Below are 23,191 nucleotides of genomic sequence, written 5' to 3'. Positions count from 1 at the left end.
CATGAAGCAGTGTTATATATTTTTAATAACCATTTGCGGATTCAATATATACGCTCAAGAATCTAATATTAAATATATAGACACCAAGATTGAGGTTGATGGTAAGTTTTCTGAATCTGTTTGGCAACAATTACCAGAACATACTGGCTTTTTTAATTATTTGCCTACAGATATAGGTTTGGCAGAGAATCAAACTTCAGTAAAACTATTTCATAATGGTGAATATTTATATGTATGTGCTATATATAATGATACAACTGAGAGAACACAGGTAAGTACCTTAAAAAGAGATGTGTCTATAGTTTTTAGTGATGCCTTTATCATGGTTTTAGATACGCAAAACCAAGAGCAGAATGGGTATTTATTTGCAGTAAATTCATTGGGGAATCAAACTGATGGACTTGTTGGTAGAAGTGGAGGTGGTTATGATTTGAGTTTTAGTTGGAACGCTGTATGGGAAGCTAAAACAAAACTAAATGGAAATAAAAAGCAATATGAAATTGCTATTCCGTTAAAGGCTTTAAATTTTAATAAAGATAACGCTGTTTTTGGTGTTCAGTTTTATGTTAGAGATATTAAAAATAATTCATGGACTATTCATACTAATGTAAAGCGAAATTATGCCAATCTCGATTTAAGATTCAATGAAAAATTTACTGTTGAAAATCTACCAGATAAATCAATATCTAAATTTGCAGTAACGCCATCTATAACAACAAGCTATCAAAATGATGTTATTGAAAATATAGATGACACTAACATAAAACCTAGTTTAGATGCGCAATATAATGTAACATCTTCCTTAAAGTTAGATGCCACTATAAACCCAGATTTTTCGCAAATTGATGTGGATCAGCAAGTGACAAATCTTACTAGGTTTTCAGTGTTTTTTCCAGAACGTAGAAACTTCTTTCTTGAAAATTCAGATTTATTTTCCAATTTAGGAGTAGATGGTGTTAATCCGTTTTATTCAAGACGTATTGGAGTAAATAGTGATATTCAATTTGGATTAAAACTCTCAGGGAACATTGCACCTAAAACTAGAATAGGCCTTTTAAATGTACAATCAGATAAAGAAGAAGATATAGCCTCACAGAATTATGGTGTCTTTGTAGGTGAACAACAATTATCAGAAAACATAACAGCCACTGCTTACTTAATTAATAGACAAGAAACCGATGGTTTTGAATTTGTTAATGATTATAATCGTGTAACCGGATTAAACCTTAATTATAAATCTAACAATAATAAATGGTTGGGACTCGCTAATTTTGGAAAGAGTTTTAATGATGGAGTTTCAGAAAAGAATAATTTTTATCATGCAGGTATTTGGTATAATAAAAGAGGGTTTGAGTGGAGTGCTGCCGTAAAAAGTATTGCTAAAAACTACATTACAGATTTAGGGTTTACACCAAGAGTTAGTAATTATGATGCTATAAATGATATTGTTGTTAGAGAAGGATATACACAAGCTACAGCAAGAGTTGAACATGAAAAATTTTATGAGAACCATAAAAATTTAAATTCATTTCGAATATTAAATTATAGTAACAATACTTATTTTGACGAAAAGGGTAAACTAAATCAATCATCTCATTTTTTTAATTCAGCATTGTTCTTTAAAGATTTATCAGCTGTTTACTATGTTTACACACACGACTTTGTAGATTTAAAATATGGGTTTGATCCTTTATCAAATGGTAATGCATTGCAACCAGACTCATATAGTTATGGACTATTGAAAGTAGGATATAATTCGGCTAATAATCAAAAATTCAGATATCGTGTTAATCTTCAGAAAGGAAATTATTATAGTGGAAAACGAACTTCAGGAGGGGTTTATTTAAACTACCAATTACTACCATTTGCAAACCTTGAAGTTTTTCATGATATTAATGCAATAGATCTTAATGAATTAGGAAAAGAGACTTTTCATCTTACAAGATTTACAGGACAAGTCTTTTTTAATAATCGCTTAAACTGGACGACGTATGTGCAATATAATACGCAAAGGGATAATTTTAATATCAATAGCCGTTTACAGTGGGAATATAAGCCACTTTCTTATATTTATTTTGTAGTCTCAGACAATTATAACCAAGATATTAGACGTCAAAATTGGGGTGTTGCTTTTAAAATGAATTATAGGTTTGATTTTTAGTTTATATTATTTATTATAATTTTAACTAACAAATCATCGGTAGTAAACTCAATTTTTATAGCTTTAAGAAGTCTAATTAAAATCGATAATTTATGCGAGCGCTAATAGTGTTTTTTCTAGTAGGTTTTACTTCATTTCAATTACAAAGCCAAAACTTCATTGGAGACAAGAATGAGATTGATATAATATTAAACAATACAGATAAGTTTTCAGAATACGTTATGGCTTCAGATTATAAAATGATAGGTGAATCATACACAAAAGATGCTAAGATTTTTCCTAATAAATCTGAAATACTGGAAGGAGATGATATAGTTAGTTATTGGACACTTCCAAAAGGATTAAGTATAACGCATCATAAAATTTTTCAAGAAGAAATAGAAGTTATAAACGATATGGCATATGATTATGGATACTATGAAGGCAAAACTAGAAATGCTAAAGGCGAAGAATCTTCTTGGAAAGGAAAGTACGTTATTGTTTGGAAAAAAGTAGATGGAGATTGGAAAATGTACTTGGATATATGGAATGGCGTAGAATAAAAAAACGCGAAGCATAAAGCTTCGCGTTTTTTATATTTATATAATAATATTTTTATTAGTCTGCTAAAACAATAACCTTATTATCTTTCATTTCTAAGGTTCCTGAATTTATTTTTAATAAAGTTTCACCAGCATTACCTTTAGAAAATTTATCTTGAACATCTTCATTCAATTCAATATTACCTGCAATTTTTACAGTTCCTTCTTTTAAAATAGATACAACAGGTGCGTGATTATTCAACATTTGAAATTCACCATTTACACCAGGAACAGAAACGCTAGTTACTTCTCCACTAAATAAAGTTGCTTCAGGTGATACAATTTCTAAATACATATATCTTATCTTTAGTTTGAAGTTTTAGTCACTTAAAACTGTGACTTAAAACTGCGACTTATTTTTAAGCTTCAGCTAACATTTTCTCTCCAGCTTCAACAGCTTCTTCAATAGTACCTTTAAGGTTAAACGCTGCTTCAGGTAAGTGATCTAATTCACCATCCATAATCATGTTAAATCCTTTGATAGTTTCTTTAATATCTACTAAAACTCCTGGGATACCTGTAAACTGTTCAGCTACGTGGAAAGGTTGAGATAAGAAACGTTGTACACGTCTAGCTCTACCTACAGCCATTTTATCTTCCTCAGATAATTCTTCCATTCCAAGAATGGCAATAATATCTTGTAATTCTTTGTAACGCTGTAATAACTCTTTTACACGTTGTGCACAGTCATAATGCTCAGCACCTAAAATATCAGCAGTTAAAATTCTTGAAGTAGAATCTAATGGGTCTACTGCAGGATAAATACCTAGCTCAGCAATTTTTCTAGAAAGTACTGTTGTTGCATCTAAGTGAGCAAAGGTTGTTGCAGGAGCAGGATCCGTTAAATCATCCGCAGGTACGTAAACCGCTTGTACAGATGTAATAGAACCTCTTTTAGTTGAAGTAATACGCTCTTGCATTGCACCCATCTCTGTTGCTAATGTTGGTTGGTAACCTACCGCAGAAGGCATACGACCAAGTAATGCAGATACCTCAGATCCAGCTTGTGTAAAACGGAAAATGTTATCTACGAAGAAAAGTACATCTTTTCCTTGTCCTTCTCCAGCACCATCACGGAAATATTCAGCAATTGTTAAACCAGATAATGCAACACGCGCACGTGCTCCAGGAGGCTCATTCATTTGTCCGAATACAAACGTTGCTTTCGATTCTTTCATTTTAGATTTATCAACTTTAGATAAATCCCATCCACCATCTTCCATAGAATGCATAAAATCATCTCCGTAACGGATAATTCCAGATTCTAACATCTCTCTTAAAAGGTCATTTCCTTCACGAGTTCTTTCACCTACACCAGCGAATACTGATAAACCACCGTGACCTTTTGCTATATTATTAATCAACTCCTGAATTAATACTGTTTTACCTACACCAGCACCACCAAATAAACCAATTTTACCACCTTTTGCATAAGGCTCAATTAAATCGATTACTTTAATACCAGTAAATAAAACTTCTGTAGAAGTTGATAAGTCTTCAAATTTAGGAGCTTGACGGTGAATTGGTAATCCAGCTTCACCTGCTTTAGGTAAATCTCCAAGACCATCAATAGCATCTCCAATTACATTGAATAAACGTCCGTAAACATCGTCCCCAATTGGCATTTGAATAGGAGCACCAGTTGCAGAAACTTCAGTTCCTCTACTTAAACCATCTGAAGAATCCATCGCAATAGTACGTACAGTATCTTCTCCAATATGAGATTGTACTTCTAGTACTAAAATAGAACCATCTGGTCTGTTAATTTCTAATGAATCGTAAATTTTTGGCAGTTCTGATCCAGAAGCGAATTCAACATCGATAACTGGTCCAACTATTTGTGCAACTTTACCTGTAACTTTAGACATTACTTATGTGTTTAATATTATGCGTTTTAATTCTATGAAAACACTTCAAGTTTTCGCGTGCAAAGATATATTTTTTAATTTAAAATGAAAGTTGTTTTTAAGGTTTTTTAGAATAAAAAAACACCTTCGCAACGAAGGTGTTTTAAAATATTATATTATACTTTGTTTATTGCAGTAATGGACTATAATTTGTTGGGAAATTACCTGGATTTGGAATGTTGCCTGAGGCTACAAAGTTTGATCCAAAATGAGTATCAATAGTCTCTAAATATTTGAAAGCTAAATATGAATATCCACGAGCAGTTGGATGAATTCCATCTAAACTAAAAAAACCTCCAGTTACAAGGTTTGCTGTCATAGTAAAATCACCAAAAGAAATACCATTAGCAATGGCATCTGCAAAGATTGATTTTAAATCTAACAATGCTACATTTTCGTTTGAAGCAGCGAAATCTTCGACAGTATTATTATATCCAATAATTGCGTTTGTCAAGGCTTCAATCTCATCACTATCTAAAACATCAGAATCATCTATTCCGTTAACCGCTCCAATAACTAAAGCACCTTGTTCTGGAGTAGGTGTGCCACCGGCTTGCAATAAACCAAGTACTTGAAGTACATCATTAGATAAAGCTACAGAACCATAACCTTGTGCTAACGCACCTTGATCTATTGTAAGTACTAATCTTTCATCTTCTGTCATCTGTCTAAAACCAAGTGGGTTTTCAAGAGTAACAGGCACATCAATTATCCATCTGTTTGGTCCTTCATTAAACGTAATAGCGTATTGAGAGGCTATAGCTTGGGCTTGAGCTGGAGGCACCATTTGAGCGATTAATACTTGAGTAAATATTCCCGCAACTGCTTGAAAAAAACCAGTTAATTGACCCGCTGTTGCTGCGTCTAATACCAATGCATTATTTGGTACAGTTGTAAAGTATGGTAAATCTTCAGGGAAAGCCATATTTGTAACAATGCCTTTGGCACCATTAGCAGTTAATTGTTGTATAGCAGTATTGAAAGCAAAATCGAAAGTTGCTTGATCTGTTAAAGGTTCCGATCCATCACCACCAGAGGTTGCATAACTTAAAGCATCATTGCCAGAGAAAAATGTTAATGTAAAAAAGGTTGGATTTTGGTTAACGGCCAAATCAATAAGCGATGCATTAGGAGTATTTCCTGTTAGTCTAATGGCATAAGGGTTTGCCATAGGAAGATTAGCAATATTTCCATATCCAGGAGCTATAAAATGAAAACTTTTTGGGCTTCCCATAAGACCTAGATTATTAAATGGCCCTGTTGGATTATTCACAGTAATATCAGTTGTAACTGTAACAGGTCCGATAACTGATTCTAGAGGAACTGGTCCAGCACCTCCAAAAACCAATCTAGGAGGAGCTACTCTATTCCCACCTATAGCCAAACCTCCAAAATTATCATTTACTAAAGGTTGAACAAAATCTCCTCCTCCAACTTTAGCAAATTCCATGGATAACATTTTGGGAAAAGAATTTTCTTGACCAGCTTTAAATGTTGCCCCATCTGTCATTCCAGCAGTATATGATGCCCCAATAGCTACATAGTTTGAAAAATCTGCTGAACCAGCTACTAAAGCTGGTAATTCTTCTTCAGGTAAAACATTGTTATCTACTAAAACGTCTTCAGGTTCATTACAAGCAGAAAAGCTTATTAAAATTAATAACAGCCATATATATTTTGTGTTCATAATATTATTCTTTTTCATAATTATTATAAGTTGTTAATTGTCCATGATGCATAATACATAGAACCTATGTTTCCTGTACCATAAGCTGTAAAGTACTCGTCTCCTAAAAGATTTGTTGCACCAACTTTGAAAGTAGATTTAAAACTAGGGACTCTTAAGTTAATTTGAGCATCCAGTACATGGAATTCTGGTACAATACCATTACCAAAAGTAGCTTCCCAATAATAATCATCACTAAATCTATAATTGATATTAAAACCAAAGTTTTTAAAGACTTCAGTATTTCCAAACGAGGCTTTAAATTTGTGCTCTGGAGTATTAAAGTTTGTTGTAAAATCAGGAAACTTAACTCTATCAAAATCAAGTTTTGCATAAGTATAACTACCACCTAAATCAAAGTCTCCAAGAACTTTAGTAGATATGCCAATAGAAGCACCATATGAATTAACATCTGCTTCGGCATTTGTATAGGTGCTAAATGCTTGAGAATCTCCATTTGCTAATGCAAGAACGGATAATCCGCCATCTCCAGCTGTTCCATATAAAGGAGAAACAACAACTTCTTGAGAAATAAAATCTTTGTAACTATTATAATAGACGCTTAAATCTACAATAACCTTACTAAACTTGCCTCTATAGCCAACCTCGGCAGATGATACTTGCTCTGGTTTTACAAGGCTAGGGTTAGACACTTCCAATACAGCAGGGTTACCTGTAGCGGCTAATTCTAGTGCAGAACTTGCTGTGTAAGAATTATTATATGCTGCTGCTCCAGTTTGTGATATAGTTGCAGGCTGTCCTAATAATTGGCCGGCAGGACTTATATCATGAGTTCTAGACCATCTGTCTAAATTATCTGGTGCAGCACCAACTAAAACAGCTCTACCAGCATCTAAACCAATAAACAAATCTTGAGTTGTTGGGTTTCTAAACCCAGTTTGTACTGACGCCCTAATATTATGGTTTCTATTTACAGTTAAACCTGCAGAAATTCTAGGAGAAAGAAATCCGTCAAAAAATTCAGATTTATCATAACGAATAGACCCCGTAAGTTTTAATTCTAAAGATTCGTTTAACTCTAAGCTTTTTTGAATCTGAGTATAAATACCAAACTCTGAATAATCAATAGTACCGTCTAAATCCGTATAAATGGTTCCTGAAGAATTTAAACTATACTTTCTATAAGATCCACCAACTTGAATATCTGCAAAATCAATTAAATGGCTAAAATTATAATTCGCATCAGAATGGTAATATTTAGATGCATCTTGAAATTTTGAGCCTGTTGTTAAATCAGGATCATTTATACTTTTATTAAAAGCGGCTACAAACCCTGGTGACCCTGGTTCATAACGCCCAGTCTCTGCAGTAGCTCTACCTGCTGCATGCGCTTGTGCGTCTGTTGCTCCACCAAGTGTTGCAGCTATATAAGCACCAGTATATTCACCAAACCATGTATTATGGTCTTTCCAATCGTTCAAAATATTTATTCCTGTAAAAACCATATCATAAGAGTCTCCTGCTTTATCAGCAACTACGTATCCTCTTAAAAAGAAATTATCATTTCTTATTTCTAATTTGTGTTGCTGTTGGAAGAAGTTATCAATATTATATCTGTTTGTACCTTGATAGATAGTAGAACCAGTACCTACTTTTCCAACGTAAGATATTTCAAAATCATTCTCCCATGGTCTGAAATATAAGCCCCAATCAGATTTAATACTTCTAGCATTATAATCGGTTAAATCTCCTTCATCATATCCTGTTCTGGTGACTTCAACATCAGGAACTAAATTAGCAAGTGCTGGGTTTGGTAGTTGTGCTAAAAAGTCTGGACTTTCTTTTACCGCTTTAAGATTTGAAATAACTTCATCCCCATAAACGTTAAGACCATCATAGTCTATGTTTGCACGAGTACCACCAATATTTGTTTTATCAACTACACTATTTGCAGCCCAATCGGTTCCTTTTAAATAACCGAAATTAACTTTAACAGCAAACTTATCGCTAAATTTATGAGCAACTCTAATACTATAATCTACGTATTGATTATCACCAGCAGCCTCTTGAGAAGTAACTCCTCCTTTAAGTGAGGCGCTTATACCTTGATGATCAAAAGGGTTTTTACTACGCATAAACAAAATACCATTAAAGGCATTTGCTCCATATAATGCAGATGATGCACCCGGTAGTAACTCAACACTTAAAACATCGGTTTCTGTCATACCAACTAAATTTCCAATAGGAAAGTTTAATGCGGGAGTAGAATTATCCATTCCATCTACTAATTGCATGAATCTGTTATTAGCAAATGTGGCAAAACCTCTTGTGTTAACAGATTTAAAAGTTAAACTATTAGTATTGACATCTACACCTTTTAAGTTTTCTAAGCCATCATAGAAATCAGCAGAAGCTGTATTCTTTATTTCTTTAAGCCCAAAACGCTCAACTGTAACTGGTGATTCAAAAATTCGCTCTGGTGTTCTTGACGCAGAAATTACTACTTCATCTAGAGAAGTACCTTCTGTTAAAACAAAATTAATTTTTTGATTGTTAGAGGTTGCTTCTTCAGTAACAGTTTCAAACCCAATGCTACTTGCTTGTAGTGTAAAAGGTGGATTTAAATTTGTGGTTAACGAAAAATTACCATCAAAATCTGTTACAGTTCCTGTTGATGTTCCTACAATAATAATGTTTGCACCAGGAATTGGCTGACTATTATCATCGACGACTGAACCTGTAATTGTTGTTTGTGAAAAAGATAACCCACAAAACAAAAGCATTAAATAGGGGAGAATTGTCTTCATTTAGTAATATAAGTTTTAGTTTAACAACAAGATAGTATAAAATTTTTATTCTATCCTAGTGGATAAAAATAAAAAAAATTATGCACGCATAGTATATTTTAACAAAAAACATCTCATTTTATTAAAAAAGTAGCAAAAAAAAGATGCTAAAAATAAGAATATCCATGTTTTGGGTTTAAAAACATAGATATTTTGAATTGTTTTATATGTGGAATATCTACTCTACAGTAACAGATTTTGCTAGATTTCGAGGTTGATCTACGTTTTTATCTAACATTACTGCTATATGATAGGATAGTAGTTGTAATGGAATAGTTGTTAGAAGCGGAGAAAGAGATTCTAATGTTTCAGGAACTTCAATGACATGATCAGCAAGCTGCTTAACTTGAACATCTCCTTCAGTAACAATTCCAATAATTTTACCTTTTCTAGATTTTATTTCTTGAATATTACTCACAACCTTTTCGTAATGCCCTTTTTTGGTTGCAATTACAACTATGGGCATGTTTTCATCAATTAAAGCAATAGGACCATGTTTCATTTCTGCAGCAGGATAACCTTCTGCATGTATATATGAAATCTCTTTTAATTTAAGAGCGCCTTCAAGAGCTACTGGGAAATTGTAACCTCTTCCTAAATATAGAAAATTGCTAACATCTTTATAAACAGCTGATATTTTTTTAATATTTTCATCAGATTCAAGTGCTTTTTCAACCTTTTTAGGAATCATTTCTAGTTCCAAAAGGTGTTGACGAAAATCAGAACTACTAATTGTACCTTTGGCTCTTGCTAACCTTAAAGCTATTAATGTAAGTACTGTAATTTGAGTTGTGAAAGCTTTAGTTGAGGCTACACCAATTTCTGGTCCAGCATGAGTGTAAGCTCCAGCATCAGATTCTCTAGCAATAGAAGAACCAACTACATTACATACTCCAAATACAAAAGCGCCTTTTGACTTAGCTAATTTAATTGCAGCAAGCGTATCTGCTGTTTCCCCAGATTGAGAAATAGCGATTAAAACATCATCTTCTCTTATAACTGGATTGCGATACCTAAATTCTGAAGCATATTCTACTTCAACTGGGATTCTAGCTAAATCTTCAAAAATATATTCGGCTACTAATCCTGCATGCCATGATGTACCACATGCTACTATTATTATACGATTGGCATTAAGAAACTTTTTCATGTTATCCTCAACACCAGCCATTTTTATGATAGCATCATTTCTTCTTAATCTACCTCTGTAAGTATCTTTAATTGCTTTAGGTTGCTCATGAATTTCTTTAAGCATAAAATGGTCGTAACCACCTTTTTCAATTTGCTCTAAATTGATTTGTAGTTCTTGAACATAAGTATCAACTAAAGAGTCGTCATGTATTTTTCTAATTTTGATTCCTTTATGAAAACGAATCACAGCCATTTCCTCATCTTCCAGATATACGGCGTTTTTTGTGTATTCTAAAAAAGGTGAAGCATCACTAGCAATAAAGAATTCATCTTCATTTTCTCCAATACCTATGGCTAATGGACTACCTAAACGAGCAACTACAACTTCTTCAGGTTTGTTTTTATCAAAAACGGCAATTGCATATGCACCAATAACTTGGTTTAATGCTATTTGAACTGCTTTACCTAATTTTACGTTTTCTTTTTTTTTGACGTCTTCAATTAAGTTAATTAAAACTTCAGTATCAGTATCAGACTTAAAGGTATAACCTCTAGAGATAAGTTCTTGTTTAAGAGATTCATAATTTTCTATGATACCATTATGAATTATAACCAAATCACCAGAGTTAGAAAGATGAGGATGCGAGTTTACATCATTGGGAACACCATGAGTTGCCCAACGAGTATGACCAATACCAACGTTTCCTGTTTTAGAAATTTCTTTATCTGAGCGATCTTCAAGATCAGCTACTTTACCTTTAGTTTTAGATACTTTAAGATCTGTACCATCAAATAACGCTATGCCTGCACTATCATACCCTCTATATTCAAGTCTTTTAAGACCTTCTATAATAATTGGGTATGCTTCTCTAGGTCCAATGTATCCAACAATTCCACACATAGTTATTTAATTTTGGGGTTATTTAAATTTCAAGCAAATATGTAAAAATAAATTCTAATGATAGATAATTATTATATGAACATGTTGTTTTATACGATAAAGTTCATTTTCAAAAGAATAAAACATTTTATCCAAATTTTTAGTTCTCTTTAGGTTCAGTAAAAAACACTTTCAATATTAATTTATTAGAACTATTAGTATTGCTACCTCTTAAAATTGTTCCTCTTGGTGATATAATTGATGCTGAAGGAACAGCAGTTACATATTCATCATCACTATTTAAAATTTCAGAATTAGCTGTAAAATTGACATTATTAGATAAAACTAACCCTAATTGATAGTTAGTAGAATCATTTTGTATAATATTATTTAAGTACTCTGTAATACGTATTTTGTATAACCCAAGATTAGTAGAGATATTTTCTCTTTGCCCAAGACTGAATATTTTAGAGTTGACGGCTTCATTGCTTTCAGTTGGGTCTATTTGATAATCAATGGTCGTACTATTATTTTTTACATCATAAGCATAAATTCGATCGTATTTGTGGTATTCATCATCATTAGATATCTTACTTTCATCTTCATAAATGATTAAATGCGCTTCATTTATTAATCTTTTTAAGACGTAACTTCCAGAGTTATCTTTAATAAAAGCGCCCTCACTGTCAGTTTTTCTGTAATCCATCAGAAAATCATCTAATTCGTCAGGGATCATGTTGTTGTCGAAATCTTCATTACCAAATAAGTCAACCACAGCCATAGAGCCTTCTAACCCCTTAAGGTATAAATTTTCATCTCCATTCATTTTGTCCCCATCCATTAAAGAAGTGTTAAACTCGTTAATAAAAGTGTTTAGCCTGTTTCCGCTAAAATTTAAGACAAAAATATCTTGAGTTCTTGCGGTTTCTTCTCCATTTTTGTAATAGATAGTAATATTTGAATTTGTAGAGCCTACATTCATTAATGCCATATTGCCATCACTCCCTATAGATTCTGCTTTAAAATAGAGCCCTCTAAAATAATTTCTAAAATTATTAGCATTACTTAAAACAGCATCTCCATTTTTATCTATAATTGTTTGTTGCCAAAAAGAAATTTCTTCAGCGTCTTCTATAACCTGACTATCAAAAATAATCCTCATTGCAGGAGCTAAAAATGTTTTAACAGTATCTGTAGCACTTATAGTCCATTGTTCAAAAGGTTCAGAATTAATCTTTAAATTATCATTTTCATATATTATATCACCCACATGGTCATCGAAATTTATAGTTTGAGTACCATTCAAGACGAAATTTTGAGTTGGATTTGGGTTGTCTTCAGCTTTAGAAAAATAATTTTGAGCACTATTAGCATCTCCAGATGGATCAAAATCTCTTAAAAAGTAATTGTTTTTATAAATAGTTAATTTAATAGAAGCGTCTTCATTACCATAAATGGAATCTAAAGAATATGTAGATGCATTATTGTTATTAGTATCGACTCCAGTTACAGTACTAAAGTATGGAATATTTATAACTACAGAGTCAATAACAGGGTTAACTCCAAAGTCTTCGTCAAAAGTTGATGGAGTTAATTGTGTTACAATACTAGCAGTAGTTTTTCCATATTCGGGATCATTAAAAACTCCAAGTAAATTAGAAGATAAGTTGTTAATTTGTAGTGCGTCTAATTTTTTATTGTAAGCTACAACATTTATAGTATCAATGTTGGTTGAAAAATTAGCATTTCCTTCACCAAGTACATCACTTTCTACAACGCTAAAATCTTTATCACAAGCAATAAAGGATGATAAGAGTAATAGAAAAACAGTAGATAATTTAAGGGCTTTAAATATATTTTTCATATAATATTTTAATGAATTTTATAGTTTAGCTCAAAACAGTTTCGTTAAAAAAAGTAGTGTAAGCTTCTCCAAATTCATCTTTACTTTTGAATTCTAAAATAGGTTTATCTGATGCGTTTAAATATGAATCTAAATCGTCTGGAATATTCTCAGACCCAACAATTAATGCGTCAGAATAATCAATTGCAACCTTCATTAAATTGTTGTAAGATGGTTCTTCAAGTGTTTTAATAGCATCATCTTCAATATTATCAAATTTAATTTTGTTAATCATGTCTTTGTTTAACGTATCTTCAAAACTTTGATTGTATATTGAGGTTACTATTTTGCTTTCATTAAATAGAGGTTCGTCTTTATAGTATTCTTTTAAGTATAGAGGTAATAATGACGCTAACCATCCATGAACATGGATAATATCTGGTGCCCAATTTAATTTTTTTACAGTTTCAATAACACCTTTTGCAAAGAAAATAGCACGTTCATCATTGTCAGAAAATAATTTACCATCTTCATCAGTTAATGTTGCCTTTCTTTTAAAATACTCATCATTATCAATGAAATAAACCTGAATACGTTCTTTCGGTATCGAAGCTACTTTAATAATTAGTGGCATATCTAAGTCGTTAACAACTAAATTTATACCAGAAAGCCTTATAACTTCATGAAGCTGATGTCTTCTCTCATTAATATTGCCGTATCGAGGCATGAATATTCGTATTTGTCCACCTTGTTGGTTAACTAATCTTGGAGCTTCAAATGAAGCTGAAGAAATTTCAGTTTCAGGCAAATAAGGAACTACCTCAGATGATACGTATAATATCCTCTTATCTTTCATATTTTTGATTTTGTTGACTTAAAATAATACAACTTAAATTATAGCAATTGTTGATTTGTTTATTAGTAGAATTATCATGAACCTAATTTTTGTAGGCTTCTTTTTTTAGAAAATTCAAAATAAAAAACACGCAAAAGTACAAAAATTTATGCTAATTGATTGTAAAATCTTAAGTTTGCAAGCGTTAATTTTTTATTAAATAGTGGAAGTTTATTCAGAAAAACAACAAATAATACATGCTATTGTAGCTTTAAAAGCAAAAGAGCAAACTATTGGTATGGTACCTACTATGGGTGCATTGCACCAGGGGCATTTGCAATTGGTTAAAAAAGCTTTAGAAGATAATGATAAAGTTGTGGTTAGTATTTTTGTAAACCCTACACAATTTGATAACAATGAGGATTTAAAAAAATACCCAAGAACCCTTGAAAGTGATGTAACGTTATTAAAAACTGTTAGTAAAACAAATATCTTAGTTTATGCGCCAACGGTAGATGATATTTATGAGGGTAATACGGTTTCTCAAGAATTTGATTTTGATGGTTTGGAGTTTGAAATGGAGGGTAAATTTAGACATGGCCATTTTGATGGTGTAGGAACTATCGTGAAACGTTTTTTTGATATAGTAAAGCCTCACAACGCTTATTTTGGAGAGAAAGATTTTCAACAATTAGCCATTATCAAAAAATTGGTCGATAAATATAATATTCCAGTAAAAATAGTTGGCTGTAAAATTCATCGAGAAACTAATGGATTAGCCATGAGTTCTAGAAATACAAGGCTAAAACCAGAATATAAAAAAGCCGCACCTTTTATTTATAAAACTTTAAAAACAGCCAAAGAGAAATTTGGCACAAAAAGTGCTAATAAAGTTTCGGAATGGGTTGAAAAACAGTTTGCAATGCATGATATATTAGAGTTAGAATATTTCATTATTGCAGATACAAAAACCTTAAAACCAGTTAAACGAAAATCAAACAAAAAAACATATAGAGCGTTTATTGCAGTATATGCAGATGATATTAGACTTATTGATAATATCGCGTTAAATTAATTATCTTTGCCTCATGCAAATTCAAGTAGTAAAATCTAAGATTCATAGAGTTAAATGCACTGGTGCTGAACTCAATTATATAGGAAGTATAACCATTGACGAAGACTTAATGGATGCTGCCAATATTATACAAGGTGAAAAAGTTCAGATTGTAAATAACGATAATGGAGAACGTCTAGAAACCTATTGTATTCCAGGGCCTAGAAAAAGTGGAGAAATAACACTTAATGGTGCTGCAGCTAGAAGAGTATCAGTAGGCGATACGCTAATTTTAATCACCTACGCTTTTATGGATATTGAAGACGCTAAAGTATTTAAACCATCATTAGTGTTTCCAGATGAAGCTACTAACTTACTAAAATAGACTTTTGGATAAAAAGCTAAAAAATATACTTAAAATTTCACTCCCATTATTATTGGGAGTTTTTTTGGTTTGGTATTCTCTATCAAAGGTATCAATAGATGAGTTACTTGAATACGCTAAAAATGCAGATTATACATGGATTGTATTAGGAATGTTTTTAGGGTTTTTAAGTCATTTATCTAGAGCTTATCGTTGGCGTTATCAACTAGAACCAATGGGCTATAACGTAAAATTTGGTAATAGTGTTATGGCTGTTTTTGCTACGTATTTAATAAACTATACTATACCTAGAGCCGGAGAAGTTGCCAGAGCCTCTATTCTCACTAATTATGAAGGCGTTCCTTTTGAAAAAGCATTTGGAACCATTGTAGCAGAACGTATTGCGGACTTAATAGTAATGTTTGGAATTATAGGCATTACACTTTTTCTTCAATTCGATTTTATTTATCAATTTTTAATTGAAAAATTCGATCCAAAGAAAATTATAATTGTTCTGGTTGGTGGTGTATTTGTATTAGTGCTTTTTCTAATATTTATAAAGAAAAGTAAATCTAAAATCGCCTTAAAAATAAGAACATTTGTAAATGGATTAATAGAGGGTGCACTTAGTATTTTTAAAATGAAAAAGAAATGGGCTTATATTTTTCATACCCTATTTATTTGGGGAATGTATGTGCTTATGTTTTATGTTACAACATTTTCTATTGCTGAATTAGATGGTATTACAATAGGAGCCGTTTTAATTGGTTTTATTTCGGCAAGCTTTAGTATTGCAGCTACAAATGGAGGCATTGGGTCTTACCCATTAGCTATTTATGCAGCATTCTCAATTTTTGGAATTCCTGAAGATCCTAGTATTGCTTTCGGATGGATTATGTGGGCTTCACAAACACTTATGATTATTATTTTTGGAGGACTTTCTTTAATTTATTTACCTATTTATAACAGAAAGAAAACTTCAGAAAATGTTTAAAAGGTTGTTTACAGCTTAAAAATCTTTGCTTTCAATCCTTGGTTCAATTTATTACCTTGCCATTATAAATCTCAAATCATTCTAAGATGAAAAAAACAGCAGTTTTCTTATTGCTTCTTTTTGCAGTTTTTAATACTTCAAATGCTCAAGTTAAATACGAAACAATTCAATCTTCAAAATTAGGAGAAGAAAGACAAATAAAAATTCAATTACCAAGAGGGTATAATTCTGATGTTGATAAAACTTACCCAGTATTTGTTGTTTTAGATGGAGACTATTTGTTTGAAGCAGTTGCAGGAAATGTTGATTATTACTCCTATTGGGAAGACATGCCAGAGTCTATTGTTGTTGGGATTAATCAAATTGATAAACGATTTGACGATTGTATGTATTCTGAACAAAACTCATTGCCTATTGAAACTGGTGCTGCTTTTTTTGAATTTATAGGTATGGAGTTATTGCCGTACATTGAAAAAACATACAGAGCAGGTAATTTTAGAGTGGCCATAGGACATGGTGAAACAGCAAACTTTATAAACTATTATTTATTAAAGCCTAGGTCATTATTTCAAGGATATATTAGTATAAGTCCAGAATTAGCACCTCAAATGATAGATTATTTACCTGAAGTGATGACTAAAATTGAATCTAAAACATTTTACTATTTAGCAAATACAAATAGTGATGCTAAATCAATAAAGCGAATGACAGAAGCGTTAAATACTGATGTTAATGCTATTGAAAATGAAAACTTAGTATATAATTTTGACAGTTTTAATGGACCGTCTCATTATTCAGTGCCAACTCATGCTATTCCTAAAGCTTTAGAAAATATTTTCAATGTGTTTCAGCCTATTTCAAAAAAGGAATACAAAGATGTAATATTAGAACTGGAAATATCTCCAGTGCTTTATCTTCAAGAAAAATATCAAGCTATTTCTGATTTGTTTAGTATAGAAAAGAAAGTTTTAATTAATGATTTTAAAGCGATATCTGCAGCTATTGAAAAAAATGAATTATACGAGTATTATGAAGAATTAGGAAAAATGGCTAGAAAAGCATATCCTGAAACGCTTTTAGGGACTTACTATATTGCCCGCTTTTATGAAGAAACTGGAGAGCCTAAAAAAGCAATGCGCACCTATCAATCTGCCTATACTTTAGAAGAAATTGCGGGACTTACAAAAGACTTAATGCTTGAAAAAGCAGATTTAATTAAAGAAGATTTTGGATATTAAAAATGGCTAAAGTTAAAACTACTTTTTTTTGTCAGAATTGCGGGTCTCAATATGCTAAATGGCAAGGGCAATGTAATGCTTGTAAAGAATGGAATACTATAGTTGAAGAGCTTATTCAAAAACCTGAAAAGAGCGATTGGAAATCTCCAACATCGCCTGTAAAAAAAGCCTCAATTCCATTAAGAATAAATGAAATTGATACTTCAAAAGAGCCAAGATTAAATACTTTTGATGCAGAGTTTAATCGTGTATTAGGTGGTGGAATTGTCCCAGGGTCATTAACATTATTAGGAGGAGAACCCGGAATTGGTAAAAGTACGTTGTTACTTCAAATCTCATTAAAATTACCGTACAAAACGTTATATGTTTCTGGTGAAGAAAGTCAAAAACAAATAAAAATGCGTGCTGAACGCATCAATCCTGAAAATAGTAATTGCTATATTTTAACAGAAACTAAAACGCAAAATATATTCAAACAAATAGAAGCTTTAGAACCTGATATTGTTATAATAGATTCTATTCAAACCCTACATAGTGATTATATTGAATCGTCTTCTGGAAGTATTTCCCAAATAAAAGAGTGTACAACTGAACTAATAAAGTTTGCTAAAGAAACTGCCACACCTGTTTTGTTAATTGGTCATATTACTAAAGATGGTAACATTGCTGGTCCTAAAATTTTAGAACACATGGTAGATACTGTTTTACAATTTGAAGGCGACAGGAACCATGTATTTAGGATTTTAAGAGCACATAAAAACCGCTTTGGTTCTACCAATGAATTAGGCATTTATGAAATGCAAGGCTCTGGTTTAAGAGAGGTTTCTAACCCTTCAGAAATTTTAATTTCTAAAAAAGACGAAGAATTATCTGGAAATGCTATTGCTGCAACTTTGGAGGGTATGCGTCCACTTATGATTGAAGTTCAAGCCTTAGTAAGTACAGCTGTATATGGCACACCACAACGTAGCGCCACAGGTTTTAATGCCAAACGTTTAAATATGCTTTTGGCAGTTTTAGAAAAACGAGCTGGGTTCCGTCTAGGAGCCAAAGATGTATTTCTAAATATCACAGGTGGTATTACGGTTGATGATCCTGCAATAGATTTAGCTGTAGTAGCTTCTATCTTGTCATCTAATGAAGATGTAGCGCTTCAAAAAGATTTTTGCTTTGCAGCTGAGGTTGGCTTATCTGGTGAGATACGTCCGGTTCAACGCGTAGAGCAACGAATTTTAGAAGCAGAAAAGCTTGGATTTTCAACCATTTTTGTATCTAAATACAATAAAATTTCACTTAAAAATACTGTTATTAAAATTCAATTGATTTCTAAAATTGAAGATTTGGTAGGTTTTGTTGTTTAAAATTTGCTTTTTTTTATTGAAAATATATAATCTTTTCATTTCATTAAAAATGTATTTCGTCGAAAAAATAAATCACTTAAACTGATATTTATTGGTTTTTATCGATTATTTGTAGTATTATTGTCTATTAATTTATTAGGAGTCTTAAGAGTTAGATTCTAAAAATCGAAGTATTCTTCCCTCAAGTATAGTTTCAGTATAGTTTTGGCATATAAATTGAATCAGGTTAAATGTATCAAAAATTTGGGTATCATTTAGCTACGTTAATTATATGTATAATTTTTTAGAGTTAAGTTTTTAAACTATTAATTTTCTGACAATTAACTAATTAAGGTTTACCCAAATCTATTAATTATGAAAATAAAATTACAATTAATAACTCTACTTATAGGATTATTATTTCTTCCTCAAATTGTAAAAGGGCAAGACGTAGATAATGATGGAGTGTTAGATGCTTTTGATGTAGATAATAATAATGATGGTATTATTGATACTGCAACTTGTTCTCCTTTATCTGGAGCTTCATCACCAAAAGGAGATGCAGTAACTTGGTCTAAAAATGGTTTAAATATTTTTACTATTGGTAATAATACTAATGGTTTAGGGTATCAAGAATCTGGCTTTCAACAAGAGGTCTATTCAAAAGGAGAGGCTTTAACTGTTTTAAACGGTTCAAGTGATTATAGTTTTCCAGGTAGTTCATGGACAGCAGGAAGTGCTAATACAAGTGTTGGAACATTTGCAAATGGTACAATAGACTTTGAGTCTAATTACTATCGTAGAACCACTTCTCCTAGAATAGCAGTTTTGAGGACAACAACCTCTGGAGGGTTTATTTCAGGTAATTCTGGTCAAGGTGTTTATGTTTACCCAGAAACTGGAGCCCAAGCGGGGGATTACTACACTGTAAATATTAATTTCACAACACCAGTTCGTTCTTTTAGTTTTGATATGATTGATATTTTCGATACTACAGGTAATGGAACTGTTAATAGTTATGAGATTTATGTTGATGGTAATTTAGTAGGTTATTTTAATGATAATTTTATAGGAGATGATGCAGTTGGAGCAATAAATTTATATGATGCTGATGGGGTTTTAAAAACATCTGTAATAGCTGGACAAAATATTGAAAATACTTTTGGTATTACATCGAATTCTGGAATGAGTAAAGTTTCAATTAGGCACATAGTTGTTTCTGGGCAATTAATTATTAGTACTCATGAGCCGCATGGTTTAGACACTTTTGCATATAGTTTAGCATGTGTTCCCCCAATAGATATTGATTCAGATAATGATGGAATTCCTAATAATATAGAAATTCAAACTACGTCAGGTTATATAGCGCCAAGTGGAACAGTTAATGCATCTGGTCCTTATGCAGGGTTGTGGGATAATTATGGAACAGGAATGACTCCTGAAGATACAGATGGTGATGGGACACCTGATTATTTAGATACAGATAGTGATAATGATGGTATTCTAGATATACAAGAGAATGGGATGGCTAATTCACTTATAGGTACTGATTCTGATAATGATGGTTTAGATAATGCTTTTGAAACGAATGGGATTAATGATGCTAATTTAGATGTAAACGAAGATATTGACGATCCTACAGATTTAAGTATTTTACCAGATGGTGATGGCGATTTGGCAACAGGAGGAGATTTAGATTACCGAGATATATTCAATGTTAACCCACCAGCATCTGCAACCATAGATTTTGATGGTATTGATGATTATATAGAGAGTGATTTAGATTTAACAGGCTACAATCAAGCCACACTTATGGCTTGGATAAAGTTAGATGAGAATTTTACAACCTCATCAGAGATACTGAGTTTTGGAGATTTAAGTATAGAAGCGCATAGTTCAAGACAAATATGGGCAAGAGTTAATAATGTATTAGTAACAATGCCATCTATAGAAAAAGATCTTTGGACGCATGTAGCTATAGTATTTGATAATTCATTATCAACATCAAAACTTAAGGCTTACATTAATGGTGTGCTAACAGCTACAAGTAATAATGCATCTTTGTCGTCTTCCATTTATACTTCAACTAATAAGTTTACCATAGGTGCCAGAGGATTAGATCATTTAAAACTATTTAAAGGTAATATAGATGAAGTACGTGTATTTAATACACCTTTAACACAAAATCAGCTTCAAAAAATCATATATCAAGAGGTGACATCTGACTCAGGTAACGTTATAGGTTCAGTAGTCCCAAAGCCAATAATAGATAATACTACCTCTTCAATATTACCATGGTCAAGTTTAAAGGCTTACTATCCGATGACAGATATTCAAACAGGCCGAACTACAGATTATTCAGGGAATGGACATACAGGATACTTGCACAACATAACAACAATTCAAGAGCAAACAGCACCAATGCCGTATGAGAGTTCAAGTAATGGTAATTGGACAAGTGAAAGTGTTTGGTTACATGGAGATGTTTGGGATATTAACCAGACCTCAAGTAATAAAGATTGGAACATAATAAAAATATCAAGCGAAGTTTTAGCCTGTCATGAAATAAAAGCCTCAGGATTAATAATAGACTCAAGTTCAAAACTAACCGTTCATAGTGACAGTGTGGTTGAGAATGATTGGTATTTAGAGCTTAACGGGACATTAGATTTAGAAGATGATTCCCAGTTAATTCAAACCACAACGAGTGATTTAGTAACCTCTTCAACAGGTAAGATATTAAGGCGACAAGAAGGGACATCAAGCCCATATTGGTATAACTATTGGTCATCTCCAGTAGGCGCTTTATCAGCTACAAGTTTAACAGATAATAATGCTACAACTAATAATACTAACAATACCGATTTTAGATTAAACATGCTAAAAGATGAATCTGGATCTGATTGTTTGTTTACCTCAGGCTATACAGGAAGTGGAAACATAAGCACGTATTGGTTATATACGTTTATAAATGGTAAGACCTATTGGGATTGGGCGCAAATATCAACGTCAACAGGATTAAGTTCAGGGGTTGGATATACACAAAAAGGAAATGGAGCAACTGGAGAATACATCTTTGAAGGCAAACCAAACAATGGGACTATTTTATTAGACGTAGAAGATGTTGGCGGACCAGGATCAGTGGCCAATGTATCAAAAACAGAATATTTATTAGGTAATCCTTATGCATCAGCACTAGACGTGCATAAATTTATAGATGATAATGTAGGTGTTATAGATGGTACTTTACAACTATGGCAACAATGGGGCGGAACCTCACATAATCTTAACGAATACCATGGTGGTTATGCCCAAGTAAACAAATTAGGATCAACAAGAGCCTATCAATTTGTTAGTTTTTATGGAGACCATAATGGCAATCAAGATGGTACCATTGTACCAACCAGATACCTTCCAGTAGGGCAAGGATTTATTGCAGAAATAGTAGCTACAGGACAAGTAGAGTTTAACAACAGCCAACGTATTTTTATAAAAGAAGCAGACGCAGATGGTACATATAACAATGGTTCTACCTTTTCAAGAAGAAGTACATCAAAGGGCAAAACCTCAAATACCAGTTCTAAGACAGATGTGTCTGAAGATAGTATGCAAAGAATCCGTATAGAATTCAACTCTACCTCAGGGCCAGAAACCACAAGAGAACTTTTATTAGGCTTTAGTGATTATACAACAGATGCTTTTGATTATGGTTATGATGCCAAAAACACAGAGGTTAGTAATAATGATTTGAATTTAGAGTTAGAAGGACAGAATATGAATATGCAGGCCTATTCTGAGATTACAGAAGACAAAACGGTACCATTAAACTTCAGATCATCAGGTGATAATAGTTTTGAAATAAGAATTACTGAGTTAGGCAACATAGAATCAGACCAGGAGATTTACATAAAAGATAATGTAACTGGAACGTATTTTGATTTGAGGAATGAAGCTACTTATAGTTTCACATCATATCAAGGGATATTCAATGATAGGTTTGAGATTGTATTCCAAGGAGAGCAAGCAAGTTTAAGTACAGAAGAATCATTAGTGAGTGAAAATTATGTTCGTTATCAGAACACAACCAACACATTATTTGCTAAAAAGTTAAGCAGCGATGTTGGTAAGTTATCGTTAATAAATATGCGTGGGCAGGCAGTAATAGAACTAACAGATGTATCTAGAGCGCAATTAGAGAATGGAATTCAATTCAGCAATGTATCATCTGGAGCTTATGTAGTATGTATGAGAACAGAAACAAATGAAGTGCTTACTAAAAAAATTATTGTAAATTAAAATAATGTCAAATAATTAAATTTTAAAAGACTAC

The 23,191-nt window shown here is 32.3% G+C and carries 15 protein-coding genes; 8 read left to right on the top strand and 7 right to left on the bottom strand.

What is annotated here, in order from left to right; translation table 11 throughout:
- The first annotated feature begins 1 nt into the window (after position 1).
- Both DIS18_RS04035 and DIS18_RS04030 read left to right on the top strand, forming a co-directional pair.
- Positions 2-2,161, top strand: a complete 2,160-nt coding sequence (locus DIS18_RS04035) for a DUF5916 domain-containing protein (RefSeq protein ID WP_181363978.1) — start codon at positions 2-4, stop codon at positions 2,159-2,161.
- A 92-nt stretch (positions 2,162-2,253) separates the two neighbouring features.
- Positions 2,254-2,703 carry a YybH family protein gene (locus DIS18_RS04030; protein ID WP_109351736.1) on the top strand — a complete coding sequence of 150 codons (450 nt, stop codon included), beginning with the start codon at positions 2,254-2,256 and terminating at the stop codon, positions 2,701-2,703.
- A 55-nt stretch (positions 2,704-2,758) separates the two neighbouring features.
- Here DIS18_RS04030 and DIS18_RS04025 read toward each other — a convergent pair whose 3' ends face one another.
- The 7 genes from DIS18_RS04025 to DIS18_RS03995 form a co-directional block, all read right to left on the bottom strand.
- Positions 2,759-3,037: a F0F1 ATP synthase subunit delta/epsilon gene (locus DIS18_RS04025; RefSeq protein WP_109351735.1), complete on the bottom strand. Its 279-nt coding sequence runs from the start codon at positions 3,035-3,037 to the stop codon at positions 2,759-2,761.
- Between the two features lie 64 nt (positions 3,038-3,101).
- Positions 3,102-4,610, bottom strand: coding sequence for a F0F1 ATP synthase subunit beta (atpD, locus tag DIS18_RS04020; RefSeq protein ID WP_109351734.1), 1,509 nt, complete (start codon positions 4,608-4,610; stop codon positions 3,102-3,104).
- Between the two features lie 166 nt (positions 4,611-4,776).
- The gene (locus DIS18_RS04015; protein ID WP_245925569.1) at positions 4,777-6,354 is read right to left on the bottom strand and encodes a G-D-S-L family lipolytic protein; all 1,578 of its coding nucleotides are present in this window, start codon (positions 6,352-6,354) and stop codon (positions 4,777-4,779) included.
- Positions 6,355-6,359: 5 nt separating this feature from the next.
- Positions 6,360-9,143: a TonB-dependent receptor gene (locus DIS18_RS04010; RefSeq protein WP_109351733.1), complete on the bottom strand. Its 2,784-nt coding sequence runs from the start codon at positions 9,141-9,143 to the stop codon at positions 6,360-6,362.
- Between the two features lie 217 nt (positions 9,144-9,360).
- Positions 9,361-11,214: a glutamine--fructose-6-phosphate transaminase (isomerizing) gene (glmS, locus tag DIS18_RS04005; RefSeq protein ID WP_109351732.1), complete on the bottom strand. Its 1,854-nt coding sequence runs from the start codon at positions 11,212-11,214 to the stop codon at positions 9,361-9,363.
- Between the two features lie 139 nt (positions 11,215-11,353).
- Positions 11,354-13,057 (bottom strand): BamH family beta-barrel-assembly machinery protein, encoded by a 1,704-nt coding sequence (bamH, locus tag DIS18_RS04000; RefSeq protein ID WP_109351731.1) that lies wholly within the window; start codon positions 13,055-13,057, stop codon positions 11,354-11,356.
- A 25-nt stretch (positions 13,058-13,082) separates the two neighbouring features.
- Positions 13,083-13,892: a glycogen/starch synthase gene (locus DIS18_RS03995; RefSeq protein ID WP_109351730.1), complete on the bottom strand. Its 810-nt coding sequence runs from the start codon at positions 13,890-13,892 to the stop codon at positions 13,083-13,085.
- A gap of 202 nt (positions 13,893-14,094) precedes the next feature.
- Between DIS18_RS03995 and panC the strand changes: the two genes are divergently transcribed.
- From panC to DIS18_RS03965, 6 genes are all read left to right on the top strand, one after another.
- The gene (panC, locus tag DIS18_RS03990) at positions 14,095-14,946 is read left to right on the top strand and encodes a pantoate--beta-alanine ligase (protein WP_109351729.1); all 852 of its coding nucleotides are present in this window, start codon (positions 14,095-14,097) and stop codon (positions 14,944-14,946) included.
- Between the two features lie 13 nt (positions 14,947-14,959).
- The gene (gene panD / locus DIS18_RS03985) at positions 14,960-15,310 is read left to right on the top strand and encodes an aspartate 1-decarboxylase (RefSeq protein WP_109351728.1); all 351 of its coding nucleotides are present in this window, start codon (positions 14,960-14,962) and stop codon (positions 15,308-15,310) included.
- A gap of 4 nt (positions 15,311-15,314) precedes the next feature.
- Entirely contained in the window at positions 15,315-16,283 is a 969-nt protein-coding gene (locus DIS18_RS03980) for a lysylphosphatidylglycerol synthase transmembrane domain-containing protein (protein WP_109351727.1), read from the top strand.
- 86 nt (positions 16,284-16,369) lie between these two features.
- Entirely contained in the window at positions 16,370-17,521 is a 1,152-nt protein-coding gene (locus DIS18_RS03975; RefSeq protein WP_109351726.1) for an alpha/beta hydrolase, read from the top strand.
- 2 nt (positions 17,522-17,523) lie between these two features.
- The gene (gene radA / locus DIS18_RS03970) at positions 17,524-18,882 is read left to right on the top strand and encodes a DNA repair protein RadA (RefSeq protein WP_109351725.1); all 1,359 of its coding nucleotides are present in this window, start codon (positions 17,524-17,526) and stop codon (positions 18,880-18,882) included.
- A gap of 354 nt (positions 18,883-19,236) precedes the next feature.
- A complete protein-coding gene (locus DIS18_RS03965; protein WP_109351724.1) occupies positions 19,237-23,157 on the top strand; it encodes a LamG-like jellyroll fold domain-containing protein in 3,921 nt (1,306 codons plus the stop codon).
- Positions 23,158-23,191 lie beyond the last annotated feature (34 nt).

It is taken from the genome of Algibacter marinivivus (assembly GCF_003143755.1).
Lineage (GTDB): Bacteria > Bacteroidota > Bacteroidia > Flavobacteriales > Flavobacteriaceae > Algibacter_B > Algibacter_B marinivivus.
The sequence above is the reverse complement of the archived record's forward strand: the minus strand, read 5'-3'. Positions and strand labels throughout refer to the sequence as shown.

What these genes read in the sequence shown, in the direction of transcription:
- DIS18_RS04010 (WP_109351733.1), bottom strand. Translation starts at nt 9,143, where the DNA reads ATGAAGACAATTCTCCCCTATTTAATGCTTTTGTTTTGTGGGTTATCT.
- DIS18_RS04030 (WP_109351736.1), top strand. Translation starts at nt 2,254, where the DNA reads ATGCGAGCGCTAATAGTGTTTTTTCTAGTAGGTTTTACTTCATTTCAA.
- radA (WP_109351725.1), top strand. Translation starts at nt 17,524, where the DNA reads ATGGCTAAAGTTAAAACTACTTTTTTTTGTCAGAATTGCGGGTCTCAA.
- DIS18_RS04025 (WP_109351735.1), bottom strand. Translation starts at nt 3,037, where the DNA reads ATGTATTTAGAAATTGTATCACCTGAAGCAACTTTATTTAGTGGAGAA.
- DIS18_RS04015 (WP_245925569.1), bottom strand. Translation starts at nt 6,354, where the DNA reads ATGAAAAAGAATAATATTATGAACACAAAATATATATGGCTGTTATTA.
- DIS18_RS04035 (WP_181363978.1), top strand. Translation starts at nt 2, where the DNA reads ATGAAGCAGTGTTATATATTTTTAATAACCATTTGCGGATTCAATATA.
- DIS18_RS03965 (WP_109351724.1), top strand. Translation starts at nt 19,237, where the DNA reads ATGAAAATAAAATTACAATTAATAACTCTACTTATAGGATTATTATTT.
- atpD (WP_109351734.1), bottom strand. Translation starts at nt 4,610, where the DNA reads ATGTCTAAAGTTACAGGTAAAGTTGCACAAATAGTTGGACCAGTTATC.
- panD (WP_109351728.1), top strand. Translation starts at nt 14,960, where the DNA reads ATGCAAATTCAAGTAGTAAAATCTAAGATTCATAGAGTTAAATGCACT.
- DIS18_RS03995 (WP_109351730.1), bottom strand. Translation starts at nt 13,892, where the DNA reads ATGAAAGATAAGAGGATATTATACGTATCATCTGAGGTAGTTCCTTAT.
- DIS18_RS03975 (WP_109351726.1), top strand. Translation starts at nt 16,370, where the DNA reads ATGAAAAAAACAGCAGTTTTCTTATTGCTTCTTTTTGCAGTTTTTAAT.
- glmS (WP_109351732.1), bottom strand. Translation starts at nt 11,214, where the DNA reads ATGTGTGGAATTGTTGGATACATTGGACCTAGAGAAGCATACCCAATT.
- bamH (WP_109351731.1), bottom strand. Translation starts at nt 13,057, where the DNA reads ATGAAAAATATATTTAAAGCCCTTAAATTATCTACTGTTTTTCTATTA.